The following is a 26,673-nucleotide window of genomic DNA, read 5'->3' as shown; positions in this document are numbered from 1 at the left end:
CCCCGGATCGGCGTCCAAAATTGACCCCCTGGATGGGTATGGCGTGACGCCTCTGATCAGCCCGGCGGAGCGGGTCGGGGTGGCGCAGCCGGGCTGATCAGGGATCCGGAAGGCGCGACGGGTAGCCGACCTCAGGCGCGGTTCTTGAAGCGCCAGCTCTCGTTGCCGGTCTCGACGATCTCGCAATGGTGCGTGAGCCGATCGAGCAGCGCGGTGGTCATCTTGGCGTCGCCGGCAAACACGCTCGGCCATTCCCCGAAGGCGAGGTTGGTGGTGACCACGATCGAGGTGGTTTCGTAGAGCTTGCTGATCAGGTGGAACAGGAGTTGGCCGCCCGACTGCGCGAAGGGCAGGTAGCCGAGTTCGTCGAGCACCACGAGGTCGAGTCGGGCGAGATGGTCGGCGATGCGGCCCTGCCGGCCGGCGCGTGCCTCGGCTTCGAGCCGGTTGACGAGGTCGACGACGTTGTAGAACCGGCCCCGCGCCCCGTCGCGGATGCAGGCCCGCGCGATGGCGATGGCGAGGTGGGTCTTGCCGGTGCCAGTGCCGCCGACGAGCACGACGTTGCGCTGATGCGCCAGGAACTCGCCGCCGGCGAGATCGCGCACCAGCCCCTCGTTGATCGGCGTGCCGGCGAAGGCGAACTCGGTGATGTCCTTGGCCAGGGGCAGCTTGGCGATCGTCATCTGGTAGCGGATCGAGCGGGCCTGCTTCTCGCTGATCTCGGCCTGGAGCAGGTCGCCGACGATCTGCTGCGGCTCGTGGGTGCGCTTGACCGCGACCTTGATGATCTCGTCGTAGGCCGCCTTCATCCCAAACAACTTCAGCTCGCCCATCGTGGCGAGGATCTGCTGGCGTTCCATCATCGGGCTCTCCTCAGGCTGTCGTAGCGGGCGCAGTCGGCAACAGGTTCGTGGCGCAGCCGTAGACCCTCGGGAGTCGGGAGGGTGACGGCGGCGGCGGGCTCGCGCTGGCGAGCCAGGATGTTGAGGACGATGTCGGCCGAGTGGACGCCCTCGCGCAGCGCCTCGGCACAGGCGGCTTCGACCGCGGGCAGGCCATCGCCGAGCACGGCGGTGAGGATCTCGACCATCTGGCGGTCGCCGTCGGCGCTGCCGGCAAGCTTGCGCCGGACCCGGTCGAGGGCGGCGGGCAGCACCCAGTCCTTGAACGGCGCCCCGTTGCGGAGCGCACCGGGCTTGCGGGCGAGCACGGGAACGTAGTGCCAGGGATCGAACACCGTCTGGCCACGGCCGAAGGCGCGGGCATGCTCGGCAACGATGCGGCCGTCCTGGCGGATCTCGACACGCTCGGCGTAGGCGCGCACCTCGACCGGACGGCCGATGGCAGAGGCCATGACCGAGTACTTGTTGTTGTCGAAGCGCACGAGGCAGGTCGAGGAGACGGCGGCCGGCACGGCGTGGAAGCCGTCGAAGCGGCCGGCATAGGGCACCAGTGCCGCCCGCTCGGCCTCGAACCGCTCCCAGACGCTGCGCTCGCGTTCCTCGGGATGAGGATGGGCCTTGGCGTAGGCGATCACCCCGTCGAGCAGCAGGGCGTTCAGCTCGTCGTAGCTCTTCACCCGGATGCGCGGGGTGAACAGGCGCTCGCGCACCAGCCCGACCTGGTTCTCGACCTGGCCCTTCTCCCAGCCCGAGGCCGGCGTGCAGGCCACCGGCTCGACGAGGTAGTGCGAGCACATCTGCAGGAAGCGGCGATTATAGGCGCGCTCGCGCCCGACGAAGATCGTCTCCACCGCGGTCTTCATGTTGTCGTAGATCCCGCGCTGGCAGGCACCGCGGAAGAAGGCGAACGCCCGGTCATGGGCGTCGAAGACCATCTCCTGGCTCTCACGCGGGTAGGCCCGCACGAACAGCATGCGCGAGTGGCAGAGCCGGACGTGGGCGACCTTGACCGTCGTGGTCACGCCGCCGATCAGCACGATCTCGTGGCTCCAGTCGAACTGGTAGGCCTCGCCCGGGGCGAAGGAGAGCGGCACGAAGGCCGGCGCCGTGATGGCAGTGCGCTCCCGCTTCCAGCCCTTGGCGTAGCGGCGCACCGCGTCGTAGCCGCCCTCGTAGCCGAGCCCGCGCAGCGCCTCGAACACCCGGATCAGGGTCAGCCGCTCGCGCGGCGGCCGGCTGGCGTTCGTGGCCAGCATCCGGTCGAGGTCGTCCCGCCATGGTCCCAGCTTGGGCAGCGGCTGCACCTCGCGCTCGTAGGCGAAGCTGGTGGCTCCCGAGCGGATGACCTTGCGCACGGTGTTGCGGGAGACGTGCAGGTCGCGGACGATGTCCTTGATCGACCGACCGCGGATGAAGAACTCGCGCCGGATGCGCGCAATCGTGTCCACGCCCTTCATCCCCCACCACCCGTCCGGTCGTCCCGGAGGGCAGTCTGCGAGAGCAAGCTTCAGGGGGTCAGAATTGGACGCCGATCCCCCGCATCAGGGGGTCAAAGTTGCACGCCGAAACACACAAGGCGTCAAAGATCTCGCGACGCGCTTCCCGCGTGTCCCTCCACGCCACCATCACGTGTCGGGCTTCGAAATGATCGATGCCGGGCGGCACCACCAGCACCGGACGTCCCGCCGCGAGGACGACGGAGGCGGGATCGAGCGGGCGGATGCATGCGGTCCCCTCGTTCCCGTTTCCTTGACCGACCACGATCAGGTCGGCCGCGCGCGTATGGCCCGTCAGGTAAGCGAGCCCAGGCTCCGGGGCGGAGCGCCACAAGACCCGGCTGAGGCTGCCGACGGCCTCGCGGAACAGGTCGTGCGCTCGGGCAAGCCCGTCGCGGACGGACTGCCGAGAGAGGCCCGGAAGCAGGGCGGAGGCGCCCATCGGGCCGACCTGCGCGGCGCCATGATCGGGCGATTGAGCGGCAACGCCTATCGTCCGGCTTTCGAAGGCGTCCGCGAGGCGGGCGGCGATCCCGATGCGCCCGCTTGCATCGCTGCCGAGATCGACGGACACCATGATGCTGGCATAGGTCATGGAGGGCAGGTCCCGATTGGCTTCCGACAAGCGGAGAGTGCCATCCATCGACGATGACGGCTTTGACCCAGCGCAAGTCGGTCGTCCGGGTTGGAGCCGAAGCCGCGCGCACCCGATCTCCCCAGGCACGACATGCCGGTTTCCCCCGGTGGCGGCCAGAACTACCTCGGCGCGATTGATCCATCGCAAGGACGAGGGCGCTCCACGCCATCTACGCTGACCTCCACGCCTGCACGGTCGACGCTCCGCGTCCGGCCATGACGGAAGGGAATTCGTGATGACCTGTCCCCGCGCGGTCGAGACTCTGACCAAGCAGCGTGACCGTCTCGTCGAGGTGCTCCGCCTGATCGACGACGGACGCTGGTGGACAGGGGACGACGCCTGCCTGATCGACGAGGACGAGGTCTGCCGGCAGGCCGACAGGATCAAGGCCGCCCTGGACGTGGTCGAGCGTCTCGCCAACGAGATGGCCGCCGAGGACGGCACAGGCGCCGGGTCGCAACTTGCCCCGAAGGCCAGGCATGGCGTTCCGGTTCTTCGTGCCTCCGAAGACCTCGTGATCCCGGACGACCTCGGCCCGTTCTCTCCCGGCCCGGTCGACCCCCATCCGAACGAGATACACGAATGCGGGGGATACGAGCGGCGGGCCAAGGGGCTCGCCGGCGGTGTCCCGAAGCTGGCCTGACGGACCCTGAGCGCCCCCTCCCGGAAGGGGGCCGCTCGACCTCGTCGTGGTCACACGTCCTGCAGGTCGTGCAGGGCCCGGTACGCCTTGAACAGCACGCGGGGATCGAACTTGCCCTGGTAGACGGCGGGCGGCTCGCGACCGAGGGCGACACGCTAGAGCACGCTCCGCTTGGCGAGCAATCGAAACCGGGGCTTACCTCGAACGACGAGGAGTTCCTGGAATGTCGAATCCTGCAATCGGCTCCGCCGACGGAGGCATCGCCTCGACCGTCCAGCTAGCAATCGGACATTCCGAGCCTACGCCGCCGACTGACCACACTCAGTGCGCCAGGAACAGCGGGATCGGGCACGCCGCCATCATCGACTGGGTCAGCCCGCCGAAAATCCACTGCCGGATGGGGCCGTGCCGGTAGGCGCCCATGACGATCATGTCCGCGCGATAGCGGCTGGCCGCGTCACGGAGCGTCTCGGCGATGTCGCCGTCCGGGCGCAGCGGCAGGTCGTCCACGGTGACCGCGATGCCGTGGCGGGCGAGGTGCGGCGCGAGCTCGGCCCCGGCGACCGACCTCGACAGGTCCTTCTCGCCGACGACCGAGATGATCTCGACCGCTTCGGCCGCCAGCAGGAAGGGGAGCGCGTCGTTCACGGCCCGGGCCGCGTGCGCCCCGCCGTCCCAGGCGATGACGATGCGCCGGCCGGCGAAGGCGTTGTGGCCAGCGGGGACGACGATGACGGGGCGACCGCTGTTGAACAGCGACGCCTCGATCAGCTCCCGGTCGAGGTCGATGGTGCGCTCCTCGGCGTCGAGGATGGTGAGGTCGTGCAGCCGGGCCTTGGCCGCGAAGCTGGCGAGGATGTCCTGGTGCGTCAGCTGCGGGCTTTCCACGGTGCATCCGACGCCGGCGCTCGCCGCGTCGCCGCGGACCTTCTCGGCGACGGCCTGGCTCAGGCCGGCGTTCCGCCCGTTCTCCTCGGAGATGAGGCCCCGTCCGAAGCCGCCCGCCAGCGCGCTGTTCATGACGATGCGACGCGAGGCGGCCTGCACGGTGAGATGCGCCCCGGCGGCGACGGACAGCGACAGGCCGTAGCCGATGGCGTCGCTGGTCTCGTCCCGTTGACCTTCCTCGGTCAGGCCCACGATGACGTTCTTGATGTTCTGGAGTGCCGGCATGGGAGGGGTCCTCGTTTCCGATGGACGGACCCTAGTCCCGGCCCGGGCTCAGTCCTTGATCCAGCGCAAAGCCGGACCCGAGGGCCGGGGGCATTGTGCCCCTCGAACGGGGCCCTTCCGCAGTGGGGCCTGTCGATGCCTCGCCTGCGAAGGGACAAACCCAGATGTCACGATTGATGACGACGCTTGCGGCGCTCGGGACGGTCCTCGCCGCGACGTGCGCGCAGGCCGCTTCGAACGACGGCCGCCTCGCCCGGTCCAACGGGCCGAACATGCCTTTGTCACGCGATGTCGTGCCGAGCGAGATCCGGCCACAGGAGCCGACCGCGACGGGAAGCATGAAGGGGCGCGCCTCGCCCGCCGGACGTTCGCGTTGGCAGGACATCAAGCGCCCGCCGGCCCGTCCCCCGTCCTTGTGAGGGCGATGGCCATGACGTTCTCGACGGAACTCCTGTGCGGCGGTGCGGTGCTTGAGCGGCACGCGGGCGAGCCAGCTTACTTTCTGGACTCCTCCGACCTGCGACCGGCGAGGCAGGAGGCGCGGTCCTGGTTCGTGGCGGCGAGGGCCTCCGCCCGGGCGGCCGGGGTAGCCGTACCCTCGGCGGTCGCGGTCATGGACCGTGGCCGGGAGGTGTACCGGTACCCGGTAGTCCCGACCGTCAGTGTGCCGACATCCGGTCGAGGCGTGGCTGGTCGATGAGGCGCACGCCGCCCGGCACGATCAGGATGCAGCCGTCCCGGTCCAGCCTGGACAGGGTCCGGCTCACGGTCTCGATGGTCAGGCCGAGGTGGTCCGCGATATCGAGGCGGCCCATGGGCAGTTCGAGGGTGACCGAGGATCGGCCGATCCGGACGTAACGGGCCTGCAGCCCCGTCAGGAAGGCGGCGATCTTCTCGTCCGCGGTGCGGCGGCCGAGCAGCATCATCATGTCCTTGGCCCGGGACAGTTCCTGTCCGGTGATCTCGTGCAGGTGCATCATCAGGCCCGGGTGTCCGCCCAGCAGGTTCCGGAAGGCCAGTCTGTCGAAACGGCACGCGGTCAGCGGTGACAGCGCGTCGGCCGAGACCGCATGGCGGTCGAGCATCGACAGCCCGACGAAGTCGCCCGGGAAGGCGAAGCCGGTGACCTGCCGGCGACCGTCCGGGAGGATGCTGTACATCCGAAGCGCGCCGGAGGTGATGTTGAAGACCGAGCAGGCCGGCTCGTCCTGACTGAAGAGGGTCTCCCTCTGGTCGAGCGAGACCCGGCGGCTCAACGGCTCCAGCGTGTCGCATTCCGTCAGCGTCAGGGCCGTCGACAGGCTCAGGAGACGCACCTTGCCGATCCCCTTTTCGAGGTAGGGCGGCAGGGCGGGGACAGGGAGTCCGGTCACCGGACCGGTATGGAGCGAATGGATCGACATGGGTCTGTCCTTTCAGCTTGAGGCGGGTTCGTCGAACGGTCCCGGCAGGGGGTCGCGCCGGCGTTCCGAAGACGCCGGGGAGGTTCTCAGGCCGCGGCGGCGGCGGGTTTCGCCAGGGCGACATCCAGATGGACCGGGTTGTGGAGGGTGTTCGCCACCGGCGACCACATCACCGTGTGCTTGATCAGCGCCGCCAGGGCCTTGCGCGAGGCGTCCGCGTCCATCGCCACGGAGACCCGGATGCTCTCGAATCCGATGGTCTTCGGATGGAGGTCGCCGCTTCCCCAGACCGAGGTCATGTTGATGTCGGCCTCGACGCTCAGTTCCAGCGAGCGGATCGGGATGCCCTGTGCCAGGGCGTTGGCGTGGATGCCGATGGAGAGGCAGGACCCCAGGGCGGCGAGCAGGGCCTCGGAGGCATTCGGCGCCGTGCTCTCGCCGAGCAGGCCCTCGGGCTCGTCCTCCATCACCGGCTGTGGCGGCAGGTTCCGGACGTAGTTCATTTGGCTGAGGCGACCCTGCGCCACCGTACGGCACCGCAGCGTCCGTACGGCGGTCGGATCGGCCTTGCCGTCGGAGATCACCGCTTCCAGCCGGTGCCTGTCGCTGGGCGTCGGCGAACCGCCGTCGGATCTCGTCGGTGGTCGTGCCATGAGATTTCCCCTCGTACGGATGGCGAGCGCGAAACATCTCAAATGACTGAAATATTTCCTGCGTGGTTATTTCGCGAGGAGGAGTATAGGCTTACTGAAATGAAAGTCGGCCACCAAAGCCGACGACGGGAGATGCATAAATGGATGGCAGGTGACAGATGCTCGATTGGGACGACTTGAGATTTTTTCTCGCCCTCGCCCGACACGGCACCCTCTCGTCAGCCGCCAAGGTGCTCCATGTCTCGCAATCGACGGTCGGACGTCGCCTGAACTCGTTGGAGGCGACCCTCGCGGTGCGCCTGCTCAACCGCACACCCGAGGGCTACGTGCCGACGCTGGCCGGCAAGGAGGTCCGAAGGAAGGCCGAAAGCCTAGAGGCGGAAGCCATCGCCCTGGAACGGGACGTCACCGGACGTGATACCCGCCTGCGCGGGCTGGTGCGGGTGACCTGCGCCGAGACCATCGCCGCGCACCTGCTGGCCCCAAGCTTCGCCAGGCTGCACGCCGGGCATCCCGACATCATGATCGAGCTGATCCCCAACCCGCGGGAACTCAGCCTGGCGATGCGAGAGGCCGACATCTCGGTCCGCATGCGGCAACCCGAGCAGCACGACCTCGTGGTGCGGCGCATCGGAGGCATCGCCTTCGGCCTTTACGCGACCGCGGGCTACATCCGGGAGCGCGGCGAACTGAACTTCGATGACGGCTGCCCCGACCACCACCTGATCACGCAGATGGAGGACAGCCAGGAGATGACGCAGTCGGCCTGGCTGACCGAGATGGCTCCCATGTCCCGGGTGGTCCTGCAGACGAGCAGCCACGAGGCCGCCGTGCTCGCGGCCGCCAACGGCGGCGGGCTGGCCTGCCTGGCCCGGTTCCGCGGCGACGAGGAATCCCGGCTTATGAGGATAGAGGTCCCGACCGAGCCTCCCAGAGCTGACATCCTGCTGCTCGTGCACAAGGACAACCGCGACACGCCGAGGATACGGACGGTGCTGACCCACATCAGCGAGAGCATCCAGGCGCTCGGCCAAGCGCTTCAGCCTTCCGGTAAGAAAGAGGAGGACGTTAGCGGCGTGGGCGCGTGATGCATGGTGGGAAGCGTGTGCGTCCATGCCGAGGGACGGTACGGACGGCACCGGGGTCAGACGAGTTCGGCGAAGGACCGGTCGGACCATGCTTGCGACGGGGCCGGGCGGGGCGAGACGGGCTCCGGCGTTCCCTTGGCCGGCTTGGTGCCTCTCGGGCCCGCCGTGGTCTTGGTTTGACGCCTCGGCTTCTCCGGGCCGCCGACGGCGTCGAACTCGAACAGGAGGCGGGCGCCCGCCTCGTCCGAGATCCATCCGTCCCTCGTCCAACCGATGAGCCGGCCGGAATAGGAAAAGACCGCGTCGCCGTCGATGTAGGCCGCGGGGGTTCCGTCCCAGAGGTAGACGGAGTGCCCGTCGCGGCAGAAGGCGGCTTCCCGGCCCTCTCGGTCGAACAGTTCTATCATGTGGGGCTCCGTTGGAATGGAATGGCGGCTCCCGCCGGTCGGGGGACGTTCAATTGCTCATCAGGCAGCAGACCGGGGTGTTCTGCAGGACGTCCCGGGTGACGCCGCCGAACATCCACTCGCGCATTCTCGAATGCCCGTAGGCTCCCATGACGAGGAGGTCCGCGTCCTGCCGTACCACGAAACCGAGGATCGCCTCGCCCGCGCCTGCATCATCGCTTCCCAGCCTGTGTGGCGTGACGGCCTGGCCGTGCCGGGAAAGGTAGGCGGCCACGTCGTCCAGGCCTTCGCCATCCCCCGCCGGACCGACGCCGACGAGGAGGATCTGGTCCGACCGTTCGAGGAACGGCAGGCTGTGCAGGACTGCGCGGCGGGCTTCCAAGGTGTCCTTCCAGGCGACGACGACACGTCGAACGCGCAACGACTCCATGCCGGGCGGGGCGATGAGGACCGGGCGTCCGGCCTCCACGACGAAGGGGCCGGGCAGCACGGTGAGGAGACTGGGCTCGGGATCGGGCGTGCCCGAACGGCCCACCACCACGTCAGCCGCCCTGGCCTGCCTGGCCAGGTAGGTCGAGGGATCGGCTAGGTCGGAGCGCCAATCGGTCCGGGCGACGCCCCCGACGTTGCGGTCGAACGTGAGCCGGGCCTGCTCCAGGTCCTGCCCCGCCCGGGGCAACCTCGACGTCCGTGACCTGGAGCGACGCGTAGATGCTGGTCGCGTAGGTCGGAGACGAGATCTGGCGGGCGGCCACGCCGACGAGTTCGGCCTCGAACCGCATGGCGAGGGAGGCCGCGAGCTGGATGCGGTCCGCCGCGGCGGGGCCGAGGTCCACGGAGACCATGATGCTGGCCACGTTCATGTCGGCGCTCCGTCCTTGAGCCTCGGAGTCGATGGCCGGAAGGAAGCACGGTCGATGGTGGGTCGGCCTTGATCCAGGACAAAGTATCGAGGCGGCGGAGCGGTCAGACAGGAGGGGTGGACGGGGCGCACAGCCTTTGGGTGCCCGCCATCCCGGAAACCGATCATGAAACGGCCAGCTAGATCCATCGCCCTCGGGGCGGTCCTTTCGCTCTCCCTGATGGCCCAGCTCCAAGCCGCGGAGGAGCCGAAGGCCGGACCCATGGCAGAGGCGGAGGCCAAGCCGGCTCAGGCCTGCCTCGACCACCTCAAGGCGCTCGACACCCGGATGGAGAAGGACGGCTACTGGCTCGGCGGGTCGGGCTACGGCTACGGCTATCCCCTCGGCGGCTACTGATTCGGCGGCATGGCCGGGAACAACGGCATGGCGATGGGCGCCGCGTCCGCGATGATGGGGTACGCGAACGCCCGTCCCGGATACGAGGTACGGGTGCTCCTCTCCGCCGCGGACATCCTGGCGCGCCACGGCAGGCAGCAGCCGTGCGAGGACGTGCTGGTCCAGATCCAGGCCAGCTACGACCAGTACAAGACCGGCATGCAGGGTCGTGACCTACGGGTCGCGAACGCCCTCGGCTTCCGCAATCAGGAGCTTTCGCTGGCGCAGCCGGTCGTGGGCCGGGCCGCCGCCTTCCGCTCGGACGACCTGCTCGGGAGCGAGGTGCGCACACCGGGCAATGTGGCGCTCGGCAGCGTCGACGACATCGTCATGGGGGCCGATGGCGGCGGGATCGCCTACCTCGTCGTCTCCCGCGCTGGTGTCTTCGGCCTCGGCGAACGCCACGTCGCGGTGCCGTGGGACCAGTTCAAGGTCTCGCCGAACCTGAACATCCTCGTCCTCGACACGACTAAGGACGCCATGGACCAGGCCCCCCGCATCGTCGAAGGCAGGTTCGTGAAGGCGGAGCCGTTTGCCCAACAGACGACTAAGGCGGACGCCTACTGGACCGCCGCCGTGAAGCCCCCGCGGACGGACTGAGCCGCGTATCGACCGGCCGACGGCCACGGCCTCCCATCCCCGAAGACATGATTGGATCTCACTATGCGTACGACGACGGCACTGACGGCGACGTTCCTCGCCCTGTCGACGACGACAACCGCGATGGCGCAAACGCCGACGGCACCCTCGACGGATGCCGCAGCGACGATGCGGGAGGCCGGCCGCGAGGCGAACAAGGCCGCCGATGCGGCCCGCGAGGCGGGCCGGCTCGCAATGCAGGCCTCGAAGACGGCGCTGAAGGACGCCCCGAAGCAGTCCGCCGACATGATCGGCAAGTTCGCCACCGACGCCGCCGAGGCCGCGACCCGCGCCGAGACAAAGATCGGCGAGGCCAACCGGGCGGCGGGGGTCGCGGCGAATGCCTCGATGCGCAGGGCCGCGGATTCGGCACGGAAGTCCGTCGAGGCGACGCGACTGGCGGTCCGAAAGTCCCAGGAGGCCGTCGGGGCTTCGATCAGCTCCAACATGGCGGCGATGCGCCAGGCGGCATCCGGGGCGCGCGCGTCCATCGTAAGGGCCGCCACGGCCACTGCGAACGCCGCACGCGCCGCCCGCGAGGCTGCCAGGACAACCTGGGACCGCGACATGGCGCAGATCCAGGTTCGCGGCTGAAGACGGTTGAACGGGGCCGGCGGAACGCGCTCTTCGAGGGAGTTTGACGATGCCGATGAGCAAGATGGCACGGGCGTGCGAGGAAGCCGGGCACCAGCACGACAGGGCCGCCGTCCATTACCGGCATTCGGTAAAGCACCTTTCGAACGGCGAGCACGTCGCCGCCGCGAAGGAGCGGAACCTTGCCCTCGGCCACTCCGAGAAGGCCCAGATCGACGAGGTCGGCCTTCGACCCGATGGGGTGGCCGACGATGGGCGGACCAGGTCCGAGGCGGCCTGGCACTTCATGGGCTGACGCGGCCGCGCGTTGGGGTTCCTACCACCAGCGAACAGGAATCCCCCCATGGCGAACTTAAATAGTCCCGACCGCCCGAACCCGACGTTCCCCGACCCGTCGCTAACGCATCCGCCCAGTCCCGACCAGAGCCTGCTTCCCGAGCCGAGCGGCGTGCCTGACTTCGGACCTGACGAGATACCGTGCGGCCGCCGCCGGGTCAGTCATGGCCGCCGCTTTGAAGTCCGCTCTTACCTTCAAAGCGGACATCCGAACAGGCAGAGAGGAAGGTCCGAAAGGGGTCAGAAGTTCGCACGCCGCTTATGCTGCTGTGCGCCATCAGTGGACCTTCAGCTGCAACCACGCGAATGGCCGCTTAAAGCCTGATAGCTACCATTGAGATGGAATGGTCGCTCCGGCGGCCACATCCAGGACCTTGGCTGCCTCCTGAATCTGCCCGCTGGCCTCGTCGATGGCGCGCCGGACCGAGAGGGCCGTCAACGCACAGGTGATGGCCACCGCCATGGCCGCCAGCAGCGCCCCGGGGGTGAGGAAGCCCGCCACCGGTGCCGGTTCAATGATCTTGGGCCAACGGCCGTCCGAGGCTGCGTCGAGGCAGCCGTGCCGGTCGAGTAAGTAGACGGTGCGGCCGCAGGCGTTGCGCCGCTGGACTGCACGGTCGCGCGGTACCGCCGCGTCGTGCCGGTTGCCCCCAACCGACCCGTGCGGGTTGCATAGCATCCTGCGGCACCCGACGAACCGGTGCCCTCCACCTGCCGCCAGGCCCTCCACTGTGAGCCTGTTCCGACCACCTGAGCAGGATGACCGGTCACGCTCCGCCCAACCTCTGGGAGCTGCCGGCATTCCAGGGCGTGCAGAGCCAGGATGCCTCGACGGACCGCCCCGGGGCCGCCCCGCGTCGCGCCAGGCAGTTTTCTGACGCTCACGACACGGCCGCGGCAAGCGGTTCCTCCTCGGGAGCCTGCGCTCCCGTGGCTCCCTCATAGTAACGCCTGAACCGCTCATGCCGGGCCAGGACGTCGGGCCTGTAAGGCCTGAGCCCGTCGCACTGGACCACGGGCCCGGCGGCGAAGCGCGCGTCGACGCTCGGGTGGACGGGGGCGTCCGGCTTCAGGTCGCGGGCTTCCTCCTCCCACGACTTGCCCTGCGCCCACCGCCGGATGCTGGCCGGCACCCACGAGGCCTCGGTGCGCGCGGCGATGGTGTCGCGCATGCCGGCCACCTCGCAGTGCTGCGCGCCGGTCGGCGACGGGTGCAGCCGCAGGCGCGGGATCGACATGACCTCGACCGGATGGTGCATGTCCGCCACCGCCGGCATGCCGTCGACCTTCAGCCCGTCCGGGATGCCGACCACCTGCTCCAGCATCCACTTCAGCGCAATGTCGGACAGGCGCGATTCGGTCTCGTCGTAGCTTCCGCCGATGTCGGAATGGTTGCCCGCGAACCAGACCTGCCGGAACTGGCCAGGCACGCCGGCGGGGCGCGGGGGGCTCGCCTCCGTGGTGCCCCACTTCACACGCCGGAAGTCCGCCCGGCGCTCGTCGATGGCGATGGCCGCCCGCGCGTAGCCGACCTGCGCGCTCAGGTAGCGGTCGAAGTTCTCCCCCTTCCATTCGGCGACGTGGCTGCGCTCCTGCCCCGCGGCCGGCCAATTCTTGATCGTCTTGGTCCTGGCCGCCCGGAGCCGGCGGGCCACCACCCAGGCAACGCCACCGGCGGCGAGCGAGAGCAGCGCGGCGACGCCGATGTCGACCTTCCAGAACGGGCCGCCGAGCAGGAACGAGAGACCGCCGGCGAGCGCCGCTGTTGCGGTGATGGCGAGGCCGACCGGGATGATCACTGCGGCCGCCAGACCGGCCTTGATCAAGGACCGCTTCGCCCCGGCGACGCCGAGGGCCGCGACCGTGTCGAACGTCCCGATGAAGTACGGCTCGACGTTGGACTTGCGGTCGGTCGGGTCGCCGGCGTGATCGGGATGGTGCGATGCGTAGGTGTCGCGGAAGCGGCGGGCGAGCTCGGCCCGTTCGGCGTCGAACTCGGCGCGCGGGTGGCCGGCACCGTGCTCCAGCACCGTCCCTACCGCCTCCCTGGCGATGTCGGCGGTCATCTTGCGGAACGGCAGGAGCGGGCCCTCCTTCCCCCGGGTCGGGACGCCGCAATACATCAGCAGGTTCGCCACGCACCGGACCGTGTAGGCCCCGCGGCTGAAGCCGATCAGGAACACCCGGTCGCCGGGCTCGTAGTGGTCGATAATGAATTTGTAGCAATCGGCGATGTTCTGGGCGATGCCCCGCCCCGAGAGCGAGGCCGCCATCTTTTGCGCGAACCGGACCGGCGCCGTCAGGGCGGTGGCGCCGATGTCGGTGCCGAGGCCGGGGTCGTAGAATGCGACCTGCTCGGCAGGGTCGATGCCGCTCTCCGGCCCGACCTTGCACACCCGGTACATCTTGTAGACGTTGCTGACGCGCTGCTCGGGGCGGACGCCGCCGTCCTGCCCGGTCCCATCCGAGAAGACCACGATGTTCTTGGGCATTCGTTCCTCCTCCGTCTTCAAGTACGCGCGCCCCGACCGAGGGGCCGACCGCCCTCGCACCAATCCACCCGCCCACCGTTGACGTGAAAGTGGCAGGCGCAGTCGTTCGTCTGATGGACCGAGGGCCGCACGGTCGGGCGGTGGAGCCAGTCGAGCGCGACGGACCAGCGCGGTCGACGCCGCGGGTTGAGCGAAAGCGGGATGAGCGCGCCGCAGCCCCCGGGGCAGCGGAAGCACGCCCATTTCTCCACGCCCCCGTCGACGACGAACACGAGCTCGCCGTCCCGGACCGAGGCGTCGTCGGGGTAGCGGGACGTTCGGCGCGCGATCAGGTCGTAGCGGACGAGGCCGAGCGCACGAAGGAGCCCTGCGAGGTGGCGCATCATCGTCAGCCCGCCCTGTAGAGGAAGGGGAGGACGTCGCCCCGGCCCCACAACCCCGTGCCGGCGCACACCTCGCATCCCGCACGCGGCGTGCACGTGGTTGCCCGATCCTCGACGGCATCGAATCGACGCTGTCGCCCCGTGCGCATGCCGCCGTCGCCCCGGAAGCCGGTGAGGGCCTGCAGCAACTCGTTGACGGCCATGCAGGCGGTCTCGGTCGTGAACGTCACGACAGCCGGCGCCGGATCCCCACCTCCCAAGACGTAGGCCTCGGCCTTCCTGGCCTCGTACGCGGCCGGGTCGGTCCGGCGCAGGGCCTCCTCCATCGCTCGCCGGGGATCGACGAGACCTCGGCACATGAGACAGGGGGCACCGGGGCCGGCCAACGTCACGCGACCGGCCATCTCGTAGGGCCGACCGTCCCGCGCCGGCATAATGCGCAATCCCATGTCGATGACGGGGATGCCGTAGAAGTAGGCGAGGCGGTTTAGGAAGAGCCGACCGTCGTGGTCGTCCGTGCACCCGAAGACGACGTCGCAGGACCGGAGGGCGTCGCGAGCGGCGGCGTCGCCGACCCAACCCTTGAACGTGGTGACCTCGACGCCGAGGCCCGCCGCCTCGATCTCCCGCCGGAGCACCTCGACCTTCGGCACCCGGCCCTCGACGTCGGTGCGCCGCGAGCCGTGCACCCGGTTGAGGTTGGTCAGCTCGACGACGTCGTCGTCCACCAACAGGACGTGGCCGATGCCCAGGCGCGCCAACAGCAGGGCCGTCGGGCTCCCCGTGCCCCCGCAGCCGACGACGCCAACTTTGAGCGCCCGAACGAGGCCGTTGAAGGTCGGACCGAAGAGCCGGGCCTGCCGGTCGAGCAGCGGGTCACCGTCGCCGCCGGCGAGCCCGTGAAGCCGGATGCCGCGGCCGACGACCGCCACCCGTTCGCAGGGCTCGGCTGTCGCGGGGGCCGTCCAGCGCCGGGCGCATACGCTCCCGTCGCCCCCGAGCACGACGCTGGCGAAGCCGTGGCCCGCTCCCGAACGGTTGCCGACGATGCGGAGCAGGTCGCGCTCGTTCGCATCGTCCTGATCGGAGAAGAAGGCATGGCTACCGGGGTGGGTGTGCACGATAGCCAACGTCAGGCCCTGCTCTTCGGCGGCCTTCAGGAGCCGGACGAAGGAGCGCGTCGACCAGGTGACGTGCAGGCCTGAGGCCGAGACCTTGTCCTCTTCGGGCACCGGGACGGCCCGGTGCGAAACCATGCGATGGCGCCGGCGCCCCGACCAGGGATCGGACCCGATCTCTGCACGCCCGAGGAGGAGGTAGGCGGCGGCCTCCGCGCCGTCCGGCGTAGCAAGCAGCGACCGAAGTTCGGCCGCGTGGGCCTCCAGAAGGACGAGGTCGAGCATCTCAGGCGGCCTCGTCGAGGGCGCGCTCGATGCGCTTGACCATCGTGTGGATGCCGTCCGTGCCGGGACGCCACTCGTAGTTATGCCGGGACCACCGCTGCCACGTCCGGCCGCCTGCCACGTGCGGGACGGAGGTCTGGCGCGGATCGATCCCGGTCGCGGTGAGCTTCAGCCACGGGTAGGCGTACCACATGTCGATCGGGCAGTCGGGATAGCCGGGCGGCAGCAGGAGGAGGATGTCGGCCTTCTCGGCGCCGAACTTCCCCGCCGGCAGGGGGAAGTCGCGCAACACGATCCCGCGCTGGCCTCCCTCGACGAGGTCCTCGTAGGCGATGCCGCGGTTGTCGAGGTAGGCCGCGTCCCGGGGCGGGAGGAGGACCGAGAGGCCCTCCGTCGTCTGCGCGATGGCGGTGAAGAAGCGCTCCACGCCCTTCTTGGTCAGGTCGACGAGGTCGGCGTCGCGGATCAGCAGGTCTTCGCCGCCGCGGATCTCCTGGTAGATGTCGTGCCGGGCCGGATCGACGCCGGCCAGAATCTTGAGGACGCGTCCGCTGACCACGGTCTTCCAGACCTTCTCCTCGCTGTCTAGGATGAAGCGGTAGGTGGCGTCGGCCTTCAACACGACGACCTTCTCGGCCCCGTGCCCGCGGAGGTCGAAGAGCTCGTCGAGGCCGACGTCCTCCAGCCGTCCGTCGGACAGCATCGCCAGGGCGACGTAGTCCTCCACGGGGCGCATCCCCGCGGCCTTGATCAACTGACGCCCCGCGACCTTCGGATCGTCGATGACGTGCTTGGTGAAGTTCAGGTTCTCGTCGCCGATCTCGACCTCGAAACGGTCGCGGCCGTGCTGCATGTTCATGATGGTCCTCTCGTTTCGCCTGAGGGCCATCGCGTCGGACCGCCCCTAACCCCTCAGCGAAGCGGGACCGTTGGATTCGGTAGTGCCGTCAGAAAGAATCCTCCGCGGTGCAGATGAAATAGAATTGGCAGGTCGGGCAGTCCCGGCTGGTGCGCGTCCGGAAGTCCCCGCGCGCGATGCCATCCAGCGCCGCGACGTAGCCGTCCAGCTCCGTGCCGTCACGTTCCGGTTCGATGGGATCCGTCTCGGCGGATGCGGGGTAGAACGCCTCCAGCCTGACCGTCCGACCGGGGAACGTCGCCTCGCCCGCGGCGGCAAGGAGCGCCCATATCGGCTTGCCGGCCTCCCCCTTGGTCTTCCGCCCCGTGCGGAAGCGCCGGATCACGATGGTCCCATCGGGCCTCTCGACGACGCGGTCTGGCCTGACCACGACGGTCTGCCCAGCAAGGACGACCGAGAGGACGCTCTCGATCGGTGCATCGTCCGCCGACGCCGCTCCCACGGCGTTCACGACCATGCGGCGCGCCTCGGCGAGGTAGATCTTGGAGAAGCCTCCGACCGGCCCGCGCTCGGGCCAGACGGCGGCGAGGCGGTCCAGCGCCGCCGCCGGCGTCACGATCTCGCCCGCGACGGTCCTGTCGCCGATCCAGGCGAGGATCCGCCTCACGCAGCCGTGGAAGCGGAGGTAGTCGCTCTTCGCCGCCAACGCCGCCAGCCCCTCGACCACCTCGTGACGGTAACGGGCGGGGCATTTCGCGTACGTCTCAAGGTGGCGCTCCTCATGCGCCTCGCGCGGCGGGACGACGACGGGGTCGATCGGGCGCGCCGCCGGGACGTAGGCGGCGACCGTCCGCGTGGCGCCGAGCACGGCGGCCAGCGAGCCGAGGAACTTGGACGGGTTGCTGTTGCGCTTGTCCGTGTACCGCTTGGCGCTGCTGACGGTCAGCACGTTCCTGGCGCGGGACAGGGCGACGAAGAACAGGCACTGCTCCTCCGCGGCGTGGTCGGGCGGCGGGATGTCGAGGCGCTCCAGCCCGATCGGGGCGGGGCACGGCACTGGTCGGCGCGAGCCAGGGACGTAGTAGGTGGCGACTTGCGGCAGGTGCACCGCCGCGAACTCCAGGCCCTTGGAGGCGTGGATGGTCATCATCCGAACGGCAGGGAGGCCGTCCGCCTCCGGCGGGATAGTCCGGAACTGCCGATCGTCATCCAGCCGTTCGAGCCGCCGGATCTCCTCCAGGAACCGGCGCCGTCCCCCGCGACCCTTGGTGGCGTCGCGATGCTCCCGGGCGAACTTCAGGAGCTGGTAGATCGCGACCAGGCTCTGCCGCGAACGGACGTCCGAGGCCTCCAACAGCGGCCTGAGGTAGTCGCTCGCCTCCAGCAGGTAGTGAGTGAGCATCTGCCCCGCTGTGGTGGCCCACGTGGTCCCGGCGAGGTGCTCCGCCAGCAGGGCGAGCCCAGCGGCCCCGCGCGGCGAGACGCCTGGGATGGCGTCGGCGCGGGCGCAGGTCGCGATGACGTCCTCGTCCCGTTCGGCCGCCGCGGCGATGACCTTCAGCGCATCCTCGCGCGACGCACCGTACTGGGGAAAACCGGCCACGCGGACCAGCCCGGCGCCGGCCGGATCGGACCCGAGCGACACGAGGGCGAGGAGGTCCCTGATCTCCGGCCGCTCGAAGAGGTCACCGAGGTAGAGCACGGGCACGCCGAGATCCTGCAACAACCGGCCGAACCGGGCGAGGCAGAGGTGCGTGCGGGCCAGGATGGCCTGCTGGTCGTAGGGGATGCCCCCGGCGCGCAACCGCTCGATCCGGTCGCGGACCGCCGCCGCCTCAGACGCGAGGTCGGGCGCCTGGAACACCTCCACGGAGCCGACCCGTCCCCGATGGGCGGTCCAGCGCGCGGCTGGCTTCGGCGCGGCCGCCATGCCCTCGCCGAAGCGCTCGAAGACGCGCACCACCGTCTCGCAAGACCGATAGTTCGTCTTGAGCTGCAGGCGTTCGGCCCCGGCGTACCTATCGGTGAAGCTGCTGGCGTTCGCCGGGGCCGCGCCCCTGAAGCGGTAGATCGACTGGCGCGGATCGGCGACGACCCAGACGTTGCGACCGTTCTCCGCCAGCTGGTCGAGCAGCGACGTGCTCGCGGAATTGACGTCCTGGTACTCGTCGACCAGCACCCGGCCGAACTTGCCGCGGACGACGTCGCGCACGTCGGCTCGCTCCGCGAGCAACCGGGCGGTCCGGTAGACGAGGTCGCCGAAATCTACGGCCTTCCGCTCGCGCAGGGCCCGCTGGTACGTCGTATAAACGCGGGCGACCTCCATGGCCTTGTCGCCCCGGACGACCTCCTCCGGGGAGACCGCGGCGGCGCGAGTCGCGCGGGCGGCGGCCTCGTACTCCTCCTCGGAAACCATCTCGTCCTTGGCACGCGAGATGGCGCGCAGGATCGGCCTGAGCTCGACCGTCGGGTCCCAGAGGCTCAGGTAGTGTCGGAGGTCCAGCTCGGGGAGCATGCCCTCCAGCATGCCGAGGGCGCTCGTCTCGTCGAGGACCTCGAAGTCCGGGGGCAGGTCGGCCGCGCCGTGGTGCAGCCGAAGTAGTTCAAGGCCGAAGGCGTGGAAGGTGCCCACCCAGATCAGGGGCGCCGCGGCCGGGTCGAGCGTCTCGATCCGCTCGATCATTTCGCCGGCCGCCTTGTTCGAGAAGGTCAGCGCGAGGATGGACGATGGCGGTGTCTCGGCGTCGAGCAGGAACTTCACGCGCGCGACGAGGGTGCGCGTCTTGCCGGTCCCAGGACCGGCATCGAGGATCAAGGGACGGTCGTCCCACTCGGCCGCCTCGCGCTGCTCGGGATCCGGCGGGGGACCGGAGCCGGACCGACCCTCGACGTCCGGCGGGACCAACGGCGGGAGCAAGAGCGCCCGGATGGCCTGCATCCTGACGAACTCGACGGGCAAGCCCATCTCCGCGGCGATCGCCGAGGGCCTGTCCCGGCCGGCGACGAGGCGGTCGCGCAACCGGTCGGCGGGTAGGAGGAATTCCTGGGCGAAGACGTCGGCCTGGACCTCCAGCCGCTGCTGGGGCGAGTAGGCCACGATGCGATCGGCGCCTGTCTCGACGGGACTGCCGCCGAAGCCCGCCTCCGTCGACCGGATCATGAACGCCGATTCGTCGTGGAGCCAGTGGTGGCCGATCTCGTGCGCGGCGACGACCGCCTCCTGGCTCGGGTCGAGGCCGCGCGCGAGGCGGACGAAGCCGCCGTCCCGCTCCAGCGCCCCGAGCACGCCCGGGCCATACACGGTGCCAGGCTCGAAGCGATCGACTTGAAGCCGCGCCTTCCGTAGCCCGGACTTCACGAGAGCCGCGGCCGGCGTCAGCCCGTTCGCGGCCGAAGCCTCTTGGTGGCGCTGGCGCGCCTTCAGCCTGATGTCGCGCCAGATGTCCACCGCTATGGCCCTTCAGCGAGCCAGAACGCCTTGCGTTCCGGTTCCATGTCGGAATCGTTCACGGCCTCCTCCCAGGTCCTGCGCCGGCCGGCCTCCGGCGTGCCGGTGGCCTTGAACGCGGGGCTCGCCGAGCGATCGTGACTGTTCGCGATGACGGCTGCGAGCCACTCCTGAGCTTGCCGGAGGCGCTCCGCCGCCAATCGGGCGAACCGGGCCGGGACGGTCAACGGTTCGATGCCGCCGGCGTTGAGGTCGAAGACGATGGACCGCGCGATGTCGAGATCGTCCGCGAGGTCGCGCAACGACGTGCCGGCTTTCCCCGTTACTTCCCGGAGGCTGGGGTGGACTGCCTCCGCCTGCGGGACGGCCACGGCGTCCGCCGCGGGCGGTTCGTCCGCGAGCGCAGCCCGCTGCTGCATATCGACGATCTCGACCGCGTGGGCCCTGATGTCGTCGGCGAATTGGGGATACCGTCCGGTCCAGCGAGCGACGAGCTCAGGCGTGACCGCCTTGGCGGCACGGTGGAACTGGAACAGGACGTCGTCGAGATCCTCGGTATTCATGGCTTCGATCCAAGCTGTTCGCGCAGAAGCGCGACGGCCTTCTTGATCCAATCCTCCGCCGTTTTGGGCGAGACGCCCAGCATGCGCGAGACGCACTCGCCCTTCGACGAGACCGGGAAGCCGGCACGGTGGAGCAGGAAGGCCCTGCGGAATTTTTCCGGGAGGTTCGCGATCAGGCTTTCGACCGTCGCGGCCTCTTCCGGCGTGAGGCCGACGGCGTCGGCCGGTTCGAGCGTCTCGCCCGTCTCCTCGTCGAGCGGCAAAGGCTCGACGCGCGCCTGTTGCACCCGCCAAGCCCTGTGGCGGTCGGTCAGGCGCTGCTGGAGCTTCGTGTAAAAGGCCGCCTCGTAACCCGCACCGTCCTTGGCCGCGGGGTCGAGGATGGCCGTGGACATATTCGAGACGATCTCGTCGACGGCGTCGAGACCGCCGTTCGGCATGTCCTTGCTCGCCCGTTTCGTCAGAAACGGGCGAGCAAGGGCGCGCAGGTGTTCCAGGAGCCTGCCCCGAAGGCGCTCGTCCTGGAGCTCGTCGGGACGACGGCACGCCGCCACGATTTCCTCAGGCCCACAATCCGCAAGCCGTCCTGCCTCGGCCAAGTCCTTCCAGTCCTGCCGGGATCGGCGGACCGGACCATTTTCGTCTTCCAATGGACGCTCCTGCGGGGAGGGCCTGCCGCATGAGCGAACGGACGGACCCGTATTCGGTAGGCGGTCGAAAAAAATCTTGGTCGGACCCGCGACGCGGATAGGATGCCACCACACCGCTCTGTTATTCAACTTGAGCGTATGCGCAGTTCGTCGCGGACCCGAGTGGGCATACGTCGAGGCGGCGAAACTTTCGGCGGTGTCGAATGACTGCCGCCCGGGCGGAGGACGGTGTTCACGTGCCGCGCATTCACACGAACGGCCCTGGCAAGGATTATGTCGTCAAGCCGTTTGAGCGGCTCGCCCAGGGGGCATTCCAAATACAGCTCGCCGCCCCGTACTTTACGCGCCACGACCTCGTGCTGGCGGCCGCGAAGGCTGGCAAGACGGTGCGGCTGCTCATCGGCCTCAACGCCGCCACCAGCCCAGCGGCCGTGTCCGCGGTCGTCGATGTGCCGAACCTACAGGTCCGGTTTCTTACGGATCGATTCCACGCGAAGGTCTACCTATTCGACGGGGTCGCGCTCCTCGGCTCGTCGAACCTGACGGACGGTGGCCTGATCCAGAATCGGGAAGCGGTCGTCAGCCTGGATCGGGAGGAGGATTTCGAGGCCGTAGAGGAGGTCCGGGCGCTGTTCGTCGAACTGTGGGAGGCCGCCGACGTCCTCACGCGGGAGAAGGCGCGCGATTTCCGGCTGGCGCACGAACGGGTGAAGCGATCCGGGCCGGCCCCCGACGCAATGATCGAGGCTGCCGTCGGGCGCGCCCATCCACCCAACGTGCACGTCGCGAGCTTGGTCCGAAATCGCGAACGCATGTTCCTGGAGGGGCTGCGCCGGACCGTCTACGAGGAGTACCGTCCCGCGTTCACAGAGGTCGACGGGCTCCTCGATGGGGCCGGCTTCCGCCGTAGCGAGCTGGCCGGCATCGGTTCGCTCAACGAGACGAACCGCTTCCTCAACTGGGTGCGCCTGAGCCATGTCCAGGGCGATGCCGCCTGGCGTGCCGCGCCAGTCCTTCCTCCCGTAGAGCGACGCTCACGGATCCTGGCGCTCGGCGCGGAATGGGCCACGACATCCGACAGCAAGGTGTATGACGGCTACGTCGATACGGTTCAGACCGTCCGCCGCGTCTTCGGCTCGCGCGAGGTCATCGATGGCTCCGGGCGTGAGGATCTGACCGAGGGCCTGATGGCCCTGCACGCGTTCTACGAGCAGCTGCGCTTCGTGAAGGGCGGGGCTGCGAACCTGCCCGCGGCGTTCTGGACGGCGAACGCGAACGACGTCAGGAAGGTCCAGCGCGGTCTCGGCAATCTGCTTTATGGCAGCGGCGACTTCGTCGAGCGTCTGCACGACGCGCTCTACGATCCCGCGCTCAAGCTTGGATACTTCGGGCTCTTCTGCGCCCTTGAACTGTTCGGCACGGTCCGACCCGAACTCTGCTCCCCCGTCAATGGCCGCATGGCCAAGGCGTTGAGGTACCTAGGGTATGCCGTGCACGCGACTTGATGGCGACGATCGCGCTTCTTCTGCGCTGACGCACATCTTTAGCGATAGCTTTGACGGGCCGGCAATCGCGTCACCGCAGGGGCGGGCTTCAATTATTAGTCGCGCGTCAAAGGACCCATGCCCTATCTCGTTCGTAGCACGAATCCTTCTGATGTTATGGCCGCTCGCGAACCGTCTGCTCCAGATAGAAAAGCAGACTTTCTAGATGACACCGTGCGAGGTCAGCAAAGGGTCAGGAGTTCGCGCTCCTCTTGTTCAGCAACGCGCCACAAACGGACCTTCGCTTGTGGGCGGTTGAAGTTCCGCTCCTGGAACGAGACCGTACCAAGCCTCGGCCGAGACCTAGAATGTCGTGGCTGAGACGCTGGCGCGCATCTGACCTGCGTTTCATGTTGCATTGCAACAGGTGGGGCCGAAGGCCGTTGTATAAGGGCTACCCTCGCATCGATAAGTGAGGGACGGCTTCGGGGCGTTCGCTCGCCGAGCGAAGCCACGGAGCTGCCACCTCATTGAAAGTCCCCTTCCGATGCGCTTCGTAGCCACCCTCACGACGCTTGCACTCGCCCTTTCGCCGCTTCCGGCGCTGGCATCCTCCTGCGCCGAGCAGATCGGGACCATCGAACGCCGCCTCGACAGTGCAGGTGCTGTGGAGATCGCAGGCCTTAAGGCGGGCCATTCGCTCCAGGCCGGTTCGCCCCGGGGCGTGCAGGGTGCTCGCCTCGACGCACCGAGCGACCCCGACTTGATTTCGACGGCGAACCGTGTGGCAGCGGCCAGGACCCTCATCATCCGCGCGAGCGACGAGGACCAGCGGGGCGATCAGCGCGCCTGCGAGAACACCATGACCGAGGCCAAGGGCATGATTGGCGCCCTGCCGTAGTCAATCTCGTCGCCGTCGGCCGATCCCTTCTCGAAAGCACCGCGATGACACTCCTCGCAGACGCGTCGACGACGATGTCGGGGCTGGCCATCGACCGGCCCCGCGCGCTCGCACGCCGGTTCGGCAACTCTGCCGGGAGCCGAGCTTACGACCTCTTCGTCCCCTCCGGATACGAGGGAGCCCCCCTCCCGCTGGTGGTGATGCTGCATGGCAGCTCTCAATCATCGCGCGACTTCGCCATCGGCACGGGGATGGATCGGTTGGCGGAGGAGCAGAGCTTCCTCGTTGCCTACCCCGACCAACCGAGGTCGGCCAATCTCGGCAAGAGCTGGAACTGGTTCAGGAATGGGGACCAGAAGCGCGACGAGGGCGAGCCGTCCATTCTTGCCGGCCTGACGCGTGAGATCATGGCTGAGTTCAATGTCGATCCCGCGAGGGTCTACGTCGCTGGCCTGTCCTCAGGTGGGGCTGCCGCGGCGGTCATGGCGCTGGCCTACCCGGACATCTATGCTGCCGTGGGCATACACTCTGGGCTGGCGGGTGGTTCGGCAGGCTCGACGTCCGTGGCCTTCTCCACGATGCGCCGAGGCGCCTTGCTCCGGCCGCGTCAAGCAACGCATCCGCTACCGACTATCGTCTTCCACGGAGACCGCGACACGACCGTCTCACCGGTCAACGGCGATCAGGCCATCGCCCAGGCGCAGCCCGATGGGGACCTGAACATCACCACCGTCGATGGGCGTTCCAGCGGCGGAATGGCGTACACGCGAACGATCCTGACCGAGCCGGATGGCATGTGGTCGTCGGAACAGTGGGTCCTGCACGGCGGTGGTCATGCCTGGGCCGGCGGCCACCCGGCCGGCTCTCACACCGATCCGACCGGTCCTGATGCCAGCCGCGAGATGCTGCGGTTCTTCATGACACACGCGAAGGACGGCGGAGCGTACTGACACTGACTGCCCGTCCGGATGAAACAGCCCGAAGCGGTTCCTGAGGAGCGTCCCTTGGTCGATCTACGCATCCACCACCGGACGACCTACCGTTACAGGCAACCTGTCGAACTTGGCCCGCATCGGCTGATGTTGCGCCCGCGAGAAGCTCGGGACCTAAGGCTCCGTTCGAGCGACATCACAGTGACGCCGGATGCAACGGTGACTTGGGCCAGCGACGTTGCCGGTAACGCGGTCGCGACCGTTACCTTTGCAACACCGTCCAGCACACTCGTCATCGATAGCGCAGCTCAGGTCGAGCTTTCCGCGGCTGCCTACCCGGTCTTCGACATCGCCGCCTCGGCCATCTCATTTCCCTTCCGGTACTCCGATGACGAGTGGACGGACCTCGGAGGACTCACGGTTCGGCAGTACCCTGATGGGGATCGCCTGCAAAACTGGGCGCAGGGCTTCGTTGCCGGCTACCCCACCGATACTCTGTCGCTTCTTAAAGACATCAATGCCGGTGTGGGTGCCAGGGTCACCTACGAGGCTCTAGAGGACGAGGGCACACAGTCGCCGAGCCAAACCCTGTCATCAGGTCTGGGCTCATGCCGGGATCTGGCCACGCTCGTCGTCGAGGCGGTCCGGAGCCTCGGCTTTGGTGCAAGGGCTGTCTCAGGCTACTTGCATGACCCCACACGTCGCATGCTTGGATCGGCCGATGCCGGGTCCACTCATGCCTGGGGCGAGGTGTACCTACCCGGCGCAGGGTGGGGCACCTTCGACCCGACGAACGGCAGGGTGGGCGGTGCGAACCTGATCCCGGTCGCTGTGGCGCGTGACATTCGCCAGGCCATGCCGGTGATTGGCAGCTTCATTGGGCCTGCTGATGCCCTCCTGGATATGTCCGTGGCCGTCGAAGTTCACGACTAACGTGCTGCTGAAGTCGTGCATGTCAGGTAGGCTAGCTCTAGCTTGAGCGAGTTGAGGCAGCCAATCCCTACGGCGCCTAGCTCGCCGCCTGGCGCGGCGGCAAATCCGGGAAGGAGATTGTCACGGTCACCCCGGCATCGTTGCGGATGTCGATGTCGCCCGCGATCTGCTGCACCAGCGAGCGCACCAGCCCATAGCCGAGGGACCCCTCTCGCACGCCCGCCATGCCGACTCCGTTGTCCTGAATCACCAGTTCGATCCGACCGGGCTGCGGCCGGCGGACCTGGGCGCGGATCGTGCCGGAACGTGGAGACGGAAACGCGTACTTGACCGCGTTGGTCACCAGCTCGGTCAGTGCCAAGCCCAGCGGAATAGCGCGGTCGGCGCTGACGAAGATCCCCTCCTCCACCTGGGCCTCCAGCCGGATGCGATCATCGCCCTCGGTCAGCGCCTCAAGCGCGGCACAGAGGTCGGCTACGTAACTGCCGGCATTAACCTGCTGCACATGGTCCGACCTACTCAGCAGGTCGTGCGCTCGTGCCATAGCGTTGAGCCGCTCCTGCGTCTCGGCGAACAGCGCTTTGACAGCCGGATCGGCTTGGCGGCGTCCCTGTAGGTTTAAGAGCGCTCCAGCGATCGACAGGCTGTTCTTGGCCCGGTGATTGACCTCGACCAGCAACATCTCGCGCTCGGCCCCGAGCGCCTTCAGCCGCGCATTCGCCGCCTCCAACTCGCGCGTCCGGTCAGCCACGCGTTGCTCCAGCTCGGCAGCTAGCGCCTGCAGCTCTGTCTCGGCCCTAACGCGACGGGTAATATCGAGGTACGACAGGAAGTGGTTGGTGACCGTGCCCTGCCCGTCATCGAGGGGGCTGGCAAACAGCATCGCCTGGAATGGCTTGCCGTCCTTGCAGTACTGCAGGATCTCAAGCGTCGCGTTGCGGCTCTCGCGGATTGCCGCCTCATACTCCTGGACCGTCGCCGGATCGGTCTCTGGGCCGTTCATAAAGTGCGGATCCTGCCCAAGTAGCTCCTCCAGGCTGTAGCCCGACAGCTCCATGAAGGCCTGGTTGGCAAAGACGATTGGGTTGCCCGGCAGGGTGGCGTCGGTGACCATCATCGGCATTCGGGTGAGCCGCACCGCATCGACAAAGATGCCACCGTGCTGGCGGATTGCCTCGATATGCCGCTCGGCGAGGGTGCGCGCTGGGGTCCCAGATAGATCCTGCTGAAATTCGTTCATAGCGGACCCTAGGTGATCCTGCGCGCAGGGGATACTTTTCCGACGCGTCCAAGCAGGTAGTGTGCGACCTCAATCTGGCGGGCCCCCCTCGGTGAATGACGGCGTCCCTGAAA

28 protein-coding genes are annotated in these 26,673 nt (G+C 68.4%); 10 read left to right on the top strand and 18 right to left on the bottom strand.

Features of this window, described 5'->3' with window-relative positions; all coding sequences use genetic code 11:
• Window positions 1–131 precede the first annotated feature (131 nt).
• From istB to LW587_RS02510, 3 genes are read right to left on the bottom strand one after another with little or no spacing between them, the layout of a single operon-like run.
• Window positions 132–863, bottom strand: coding sequence for an IS21-like element ISMdi27 family helper ATPase IstB (istB, locus tag LW587_RS02520; protein WP_232628065.1), 732 nt, complete (start codon window positions 861–863; stop codon window positions 132–134).
• Window positions 863–2,362, bottom strand: coding sequence for an IS21-like element ISMdi27 family transposase (gene istA / locus LW587_RS02515; RefSeq protein WP_232627984.1), 1,500 nt, complete (start codon window positions 2,360–2,362; stop codon window positions 863–865). The genes istB and istA overlap by 1 nt, the downstream gene beginning before the upstream one ends.
• Window positions 2,363–2,420: 58 nt before the next feature.
• Entirely contained in the window at window positions 2,421–2,996 is a 576-nt protein-coding gene (locus tag LW587_RS02510; protein WP_232628024.1) for a hypothetical protein, read from the bottom strand.
• Window positions 2,997–3,273: 277 nt separating this feature from the next.
• Between LW587_RS02510 and LW587_RS02505 the strand changes: the two genes are divergently transcribed.
• Window positions 3,274–3,681 (top strand): hypothetical protein, encoded by a 408-nt coding sequence (locus LW587_RS02505; RefSeq protein WP_056245701.1) that lies wholly within the window; start codon window positions 3,274–3,276, stop codon window positions 3,679–3,681.
• Between the two features lie 321 nt (window positions 3,682–4,002).
• Here the strand turns inward: LW587_RS02505 and LW587_RS02500 are convergent, their stop codons facing one another.
• The 3 genes from LW587_RS02500 to LW587_RS02490 form a co-directional block, all read right to left on the bottom strand.
• Entirely contained in the window at window positions 4,003–4,854 is an 852-nt protein-coding gene (locus LW587_RS02500) for a universal stress protein (RefSeq protein ID WP_232628023.1), read from the bottom strand.
• A gap of 659 nt (window positions 4,855–5,513) precedes the next feature.
• Window positions 5,514–6,257 (bottom strand): Crp/Fnr family transcriptional regulator, encoded by a 744-nt coding sequence (locus LW587_RS02495; protein WP_232628022.1) that lies wholly within the window; start codon window positions 6,255–6,257, stop codon window positions 5,514–5,516.
• An 86-nt stretch (window positions 6,258–6,343) separates the two neighbouring features.
• Window positions 6,344–6,910 (bottom strand): OsmC family protein, encoded by a 567-nt coding sequence (locus LW587_RS02490; protein WP_232628021.1) that lies wholly within the window; start codon window positions 6,908–6,910, stop codon window positions 6,344–6,346.
• Window positions 6,911–7,068: 158 nt separating this feature from the next.
• On the opposite strand from LW587_RS02490, the gene LW587_RS02485 reads away from it, so the two are divergent.
• Window positions 7,069–7,998 (top strand): LysR family transcriptional regulator, encoded by a 930-nt coding sequence (locus LW587_RS02485; RefSeq protein WP_232628020.1) that lies wholly within the window; start codon window positions 7,069–7,071, stop codon window positions 7,996–7,998.
• Window positions 7,999–8,054: 56 nt separating this feature from the next.
• Here LW587_RS02485 and LW587_RS02480 read toward each other — a convergent pair whose 3' ends face one another.
• The 3 genes from LW587_RS02480 to LW587_RS24120 are packed head-to-tail and all read right to left on the bottom strand — an operon-like array spanning window position 8,055 to window position 9,268.
• Window positions 8,055–8,405, bottom strand: a complete 351-nt coding sequence (locus LW587_RS02480) for a 4-fold beta flower protein (RefSeq protein ID WP_232628019.1) — start codon at window positions 8,403–8,405, stop codon at window positions 8,055–8,057.
• A gap of 49 nt (window positions 8,406–8,454) precedes the next feature.
• Window positions 8,455–8,943: a universal stress protein gene (locus tag LW587_RS24125; RefSeq protein ID WP_332839816.1), complete on the bottom strand. Its 489-nt coding sequence runs from the start codon at window positions 8,941–8,943 to the stop codon at window positions 8,455–8,457.
• A gap of 4 nt (window positions 8,944–8,947) precedes the next feature.
• Window positions 8,948–9,268, bottom strand: coding sequence for a hypothetical protein (locus LW587_RS24120; RefSeq protein WP_332839815.1), 321 nt, complete (start codon window positions 9,266–9,268; stop codon window positions 8,948–8,950).
• Between the two features lie 165 nt (window positions 9,269–9,433).
• Between LW587_RS24120 and LW587_RS02470 the strand changes: the two genes are divergently transcribed.
• The 4 genes from LW587_RS02470 (at window position 9,434) to LW587_RS02455 (ending at window position 11,231) form a co-directional block, all read left to right on the top strand.
• The gene (locus LW587_RS02470; RefSeq protein ID WP_232628018.1) at window positions 9,434–9,664 is read left to right on the top strand and encodes a hypothetical protein; all 231 of its coding nucleotides are present in this window, start codon (window positions 9,434–9,436) and stop codon (window positions 9,662–9,664) included.
• A 9-nt stretch (window positions 9,665–9,673) separates the two neighbouring features.
• Window positions 9,674–10,303 carry a PRC-barrel domain-containing protein gene (locus tag LW587_RS02465; protein WP_232628017.1) on the top strand — a complete coding sequence of 210 codons (630 nt, stop codon included), beginning with the start codon at window positions 9,674–9,676 and terminating at the stop codon, window positions 10,301–10,303.
• 63 nt (window positions 10,304–10,366) lie between these two features.
• A complete protein-coding gene (locus LW587_RS02460; RefSeq protein ID WP_232628016.1) occupies window positions 10,367–10,936 on the top strand; it encodes a hypothetical protein in 570 nt (189 codons plus the stop codon).
• A gap of 49 nt (window positions 10,937–10,985) precedes the next feature.
• A complete protein-coding gene (locus tag LW587_RS02455) occupies window positions 10,986–11,231 on the top strand; it encodes a hypothetical protein (RefSeq protein WP_232628015.1) in 246 nt (81 codons plus the stop codon).
• A gap of 369 nt (window positions 11,232–11,600) precedes the next feature.
• On the opposite strand, the gene LW587_RS02450 is transcribed toward LW587_RS02455, so the two are convergent.
• From LW587_RS02450 to LW587_RS02415, 8 genes are all read right to left on the bottom strand, one after another.
• Window positions 11,601–11,951, bottom strand: a complete 351-nt coding sequence (locus LW587_RS02450) for a hypothetical protein (protein WP_232628014.1) — start codon at window positions 11,949–11,951, stop codon at window positions 11,601–11,603.
• A 202-nt stretch (window positions 11,952–12,153) separates the two neighbouring features.
• Window positions 12,154–13,764 carry a DUF2235 domain-containing protein gene (locus LW587_RS02445; RefSeq protein ID WP_232628013.1) on the bottom strand — a complete coding sequence of 537 codons (1,611 nt, stop codon included), beginning with the start codon at window positions 13,762–13,764 and terminating at the stop codon, window positions 12,154–12,156.
• Window positions 13,765–13,781: 17 nt separating this feature from the next.
• Window positions 13,782–14,150, bottom strand: a complete 369-nt coding sequence (locus LW587_RS02440) for a DUF6527 family protein (protein ID WP_232628012.1) — start codon at window positions 14,148–14,150, stop codon at window positions 13,782–13,784.
• 2 nt (window positions 14,151–14,152) lie between these two features.
• Window positions 14,153–15,550, bottom strand: a complete 1,398-nt coding sequence (locus LW587_RS02435; RefSeq protein WP_232628011.1) for a ThiF family adenylyltransferase — start codon at window positions 15,548–15,550, stop codon at window positions 14,153–14,155.
• 1 nt (window position 15,551) lies between these two features.
• The gene (locus tag LW587_RS02430) at window positions 15,552–16,409 is read right to left on the bottom strand and encodes a multiubiquitin domain-containing protein (RefSeq protein WP_232628010.1); all 858 of its coding nucleotides are present in this window, start codon (window positions 16,407–16,409) and stop codon (window positions 15,552–15,554) included.
• Window positions 16,410–16,497: 88 nt separating this feature from the next.
• Window positions 16,498–19,857, bottom strand: a complete 3,360-nt coding sequence (locus tag LW587_RS02425) for a UvrD-helicase domain-containing protein (RefSeq protein WP_232628009.1) — start codon at window positions 19,855–19,857, stop codon at window positions 16,498–16,500.
• A 2-nt stretch (window positions 19,858–19,859) separates the two neighbouring features.
• A complete protein-coding gene (locus LW587_RS02420; RefSeq protein ID WP_232628008.1) occupies window positions 19,860–20,420 on the bottom strand; it encodes a hypothetical protein in 561 nt (186 codons plus the stop codon).
• On the bottom strand, window positions 20,417–21,070 hold the full coding sequence (locus LW587_RS02415) for an RNA polymerase sigma factor (RefSeq protein WP_232628007.1): 654 nt from the start codon (window positions 21,068–21,070) through the stop codon (window positions 20,417–20,419). Before LW587_RS02415 ends, LW587_RS02420 begins: the two co-directional genes overlap by 4 nt.
• Window positions 21,071–21,306: 236 nt before the next feature.
• On the opposite strand from LW587_RS02415, the gene LW587_RS02410 reads away from it, so the two are divergent.
• The 4 genes from LW587_RS02410 to LW587_RS02395 all read left to right on the top strand — a co-directional run bounded on the left by LW587_RS02410 (window position 21,307) and on the right by LW587_RS02395 (window position 25,320).
• Window positions 21,307–22,575 carry a phospholipase D family protein gene (locus LW587_RS02410; RefSeq protein WP_232628006.1) on the top strand — a complete coding sequence of 423 codons (1,269 nt, stop codon included), beginning with the start codon at window positions 21,307–21,309 and terminating at the stop codon, window positions 22,573–22,575.
• A 526-nt stretch (window positions 22,576–23,101) separates the two neighbouring features.
• Entirely contained in the window at window positions 23,102–23,455 is a 354-nt protein-coding gene (locus tag LW587_RS02405; protein WP_232628005.1) for a hypothetical protein, read from the top strand.
• A gap of 44 nt (window positions 23,456–23,499) precedes the next feature.
• Window positions 23,500–24,405: an extracellular catalytic domain type 1 short-chain-length polyhydroxyalkanoate depolymerase gene (locus LW587_RS02400; RefSeq protein WP_232628004.1), complete on the top strand. Its 906-nt coding sequence runs from the start codon at window positions 23,500–23,502 to the stop codon at window positions 24,403–24,405.
• A 54-nt stretch (window positions 24,406–24,459) separates the two neighbouring features.
• Complete coding sequence (locus LW587_RS02395) at window positions 24,460–25,320, top strand: transglutaminase family protein (RefSeq protein ID WP_232628003.1); 861 nt, start codon at window positions 24,460–24,462, stop codon at window positions 25,318–25,320.
• Between the two features lie 76 nt (window positions 25,321–25,396).
• Here the strand turns inward: LW587_RS02395 and LW587_RS02390 are convergent, their stop codons facing one another.
• The gene (locus tag LW587_RS02390; protein ID WP_232628002.1) at window positions 25,397–26,560 is read right to left on the bottom strand and encodes a sensor histidine kinase; all 1,164 of its coding nucleotides are present in this window, start codon (window positions 26,558–26,560) and stop codon (window positions 25,397–25,399) included.
• Window positions 26,561–26,673: the final 113 nt, after the last annotated feature.

The organism is Methylobacterium sp. Leaf118, assembly GCF_920984675.1.
Classification (GTDB): Bacteria; Pseudomonadota; Alphaproteobacteria; order Rhizobiales; family Beijerinckiaceae; genus Methylobacterium.
Note: the sequence above shows the minus strand (reverse complement) of the source record. Positions and strands in the feature narration are given on the sequence as shown.

Bases quoted from the DNA above. Each gene is read 5' to 3' on its own strand.
- istB (WP_232628065.1), bottom strand. From the start codon at position 863: ATGGAACGCCAGCAGATCCTCGCCACGATGGGCGAGCTGAAGTTGTTT.
- istA (WP_232627984.1), bottom strand. From the start codon at position 2,362: ATGAAGGGCGTGGACACGATTGCGCGCATCCGGCGCGAGTTCTTCATC.
- LW587_RS02510 (WP_232628024.1), bottom strand. From the start codon at position 2,996: ATGACCTATGCCAGCATCATGGTGTCCGTCGATCTCGGCAGCGATGCA.
- LW587_RS02505 (WP_056245701.1), top strand. From the start codon at position 3,274: ATGACCTGTCCCCGCGCGGTCGAGACTCTGACCAAGCAGCGTGACCGT.
- LW587_RS02500 (WP_232628023.1), bottom strand. From the start codon at position 4,854: ATGCCGGCACTCCAGAACATCAAGAACGTCATCGTGGGCCTGACCGAG.
- LW587_RS02495 (WP_232628022.1), bottom strand. From the start codon at position 6,257: ATGTCGATCCATTCGCTCCATACCGGTCCGGTGACCGGACTCCCTGTC.
- LW587_RS02490 (WP_232628021.1), bottom strand. From the start codon at position 6,910: ATGGCACGACCACCGACGAGATCCGACGGCGGTTCGCCGACGCCCAGC.
- LW587_RS02485 (WP_232628020.1), top strand. From the start codon at position 7,069: ATGCTCGATTGGGACGACTTGAGATTTTTTCTCGCCCTCGCCCGACAC.
- LW587_RS02480 (WP_232628019.1), bottom strand. From the start codon at position 8,405: ATGATAGAACTGTTCGACCGAGAGGGCCGGGAAGCCGCCTTCTGCCGC.
- LW587_RS24120 (WP_332839815.1), bottom strand. From the start codon at position 9,268: ATGAACGTGGCCAGCATCATGGTCTCCGTGGACCTCGGCCCCGCCGCG.
- LW587_RS02470 (WP_232628018.1), top strand. From the start codon at position 9,434: ATGAAACGGCCAGCTAGATCCATCGCCCTCGGGGCGGTCCTTTCGCTC.
- LW587_RS02465 (WP_232628017.1), top strand. From the start codon at position 9,674: ATGGCCGGGAACAACGGCATGGCGATGGGCGCCGCGTCCGCGATGATG.
- LW587_RS02460 (WP_232628016.1), top strand. From the start codon at position 10,367: ATGCGTACGACGACGGCACTGACGGCGACGTTCCTCGCCCTGTCGACG.
- LW587_RS02455 (WP_232628015.1), top strand. From the start codon at position 10,986: ATGCCGATGAGCAAGATGGCACGGGCGTGCGAGGAAGCCGGGCACCAG.
- LW587_RS02450 (WP_232628014.1), bottom strand. From the start codon at position 11,951: ATGCTATGCAACCCGCACGGGTCGGTTGGGGGCAACCGGCACGACGCG.
- LW587_RS02445 (WP_232628013.1), bottom strand. From the start codon at position 13,764: ATGCCCAAGAACATCGTGGTCTTCTCGGATGGGACCGGGCAGGACGGC.
- LW587_RS02440 (WP_232628012.1), bottom strand. From the start codon at position 14,150: ATGATGCGCCACCTCGCAGGGCTCCTTCGTGCGCTCGGCCTCGTCCGC.
- LW587_RS02435 (WP_232628011.1), bottom strand. From the start codon at position 15,550: ATGCTCGACCTCGTCCTTCTGGAGGCCCACGCGGCCGAACTTCGGTCG.
- LW587_RS02430 (WP_232628010.1), bottom strand. From the start codon at position 16,409: ATGAACATGCAGCACGGCCGCGACCGTTTCGAGGTCGAGATCGGCGAC.
- LW587_RS02420 (WP_232628008.1), bottom strand. From the start codon at position 20,420: ATGAATACCGAGGATCTCGACGACGTCCTGTTCCAGTTCCACCGTGCC.
- LW587_RS02405 (WP_232628005.1), top strand. From the start codon at position 23,102: ATGCGCTTCGTAGCCACCCTCACGACGCTTGCACTCGCCCTTTCGCCG.
- LW587_RS02400 (WP_232628004.1), top strand. From the start codon at position 23,500: ATGACACTCCTCGCAGACGCGTCGACGACGATGTCGGGGCTGGCCATC.
- LW587_RS02390 (WP_232628002.1), bottom strand. From the start codon at position 26,560: ATGAACGAATTTCAGCAGGATCTATCTGGGACCCCAGCGCGCACCCTC.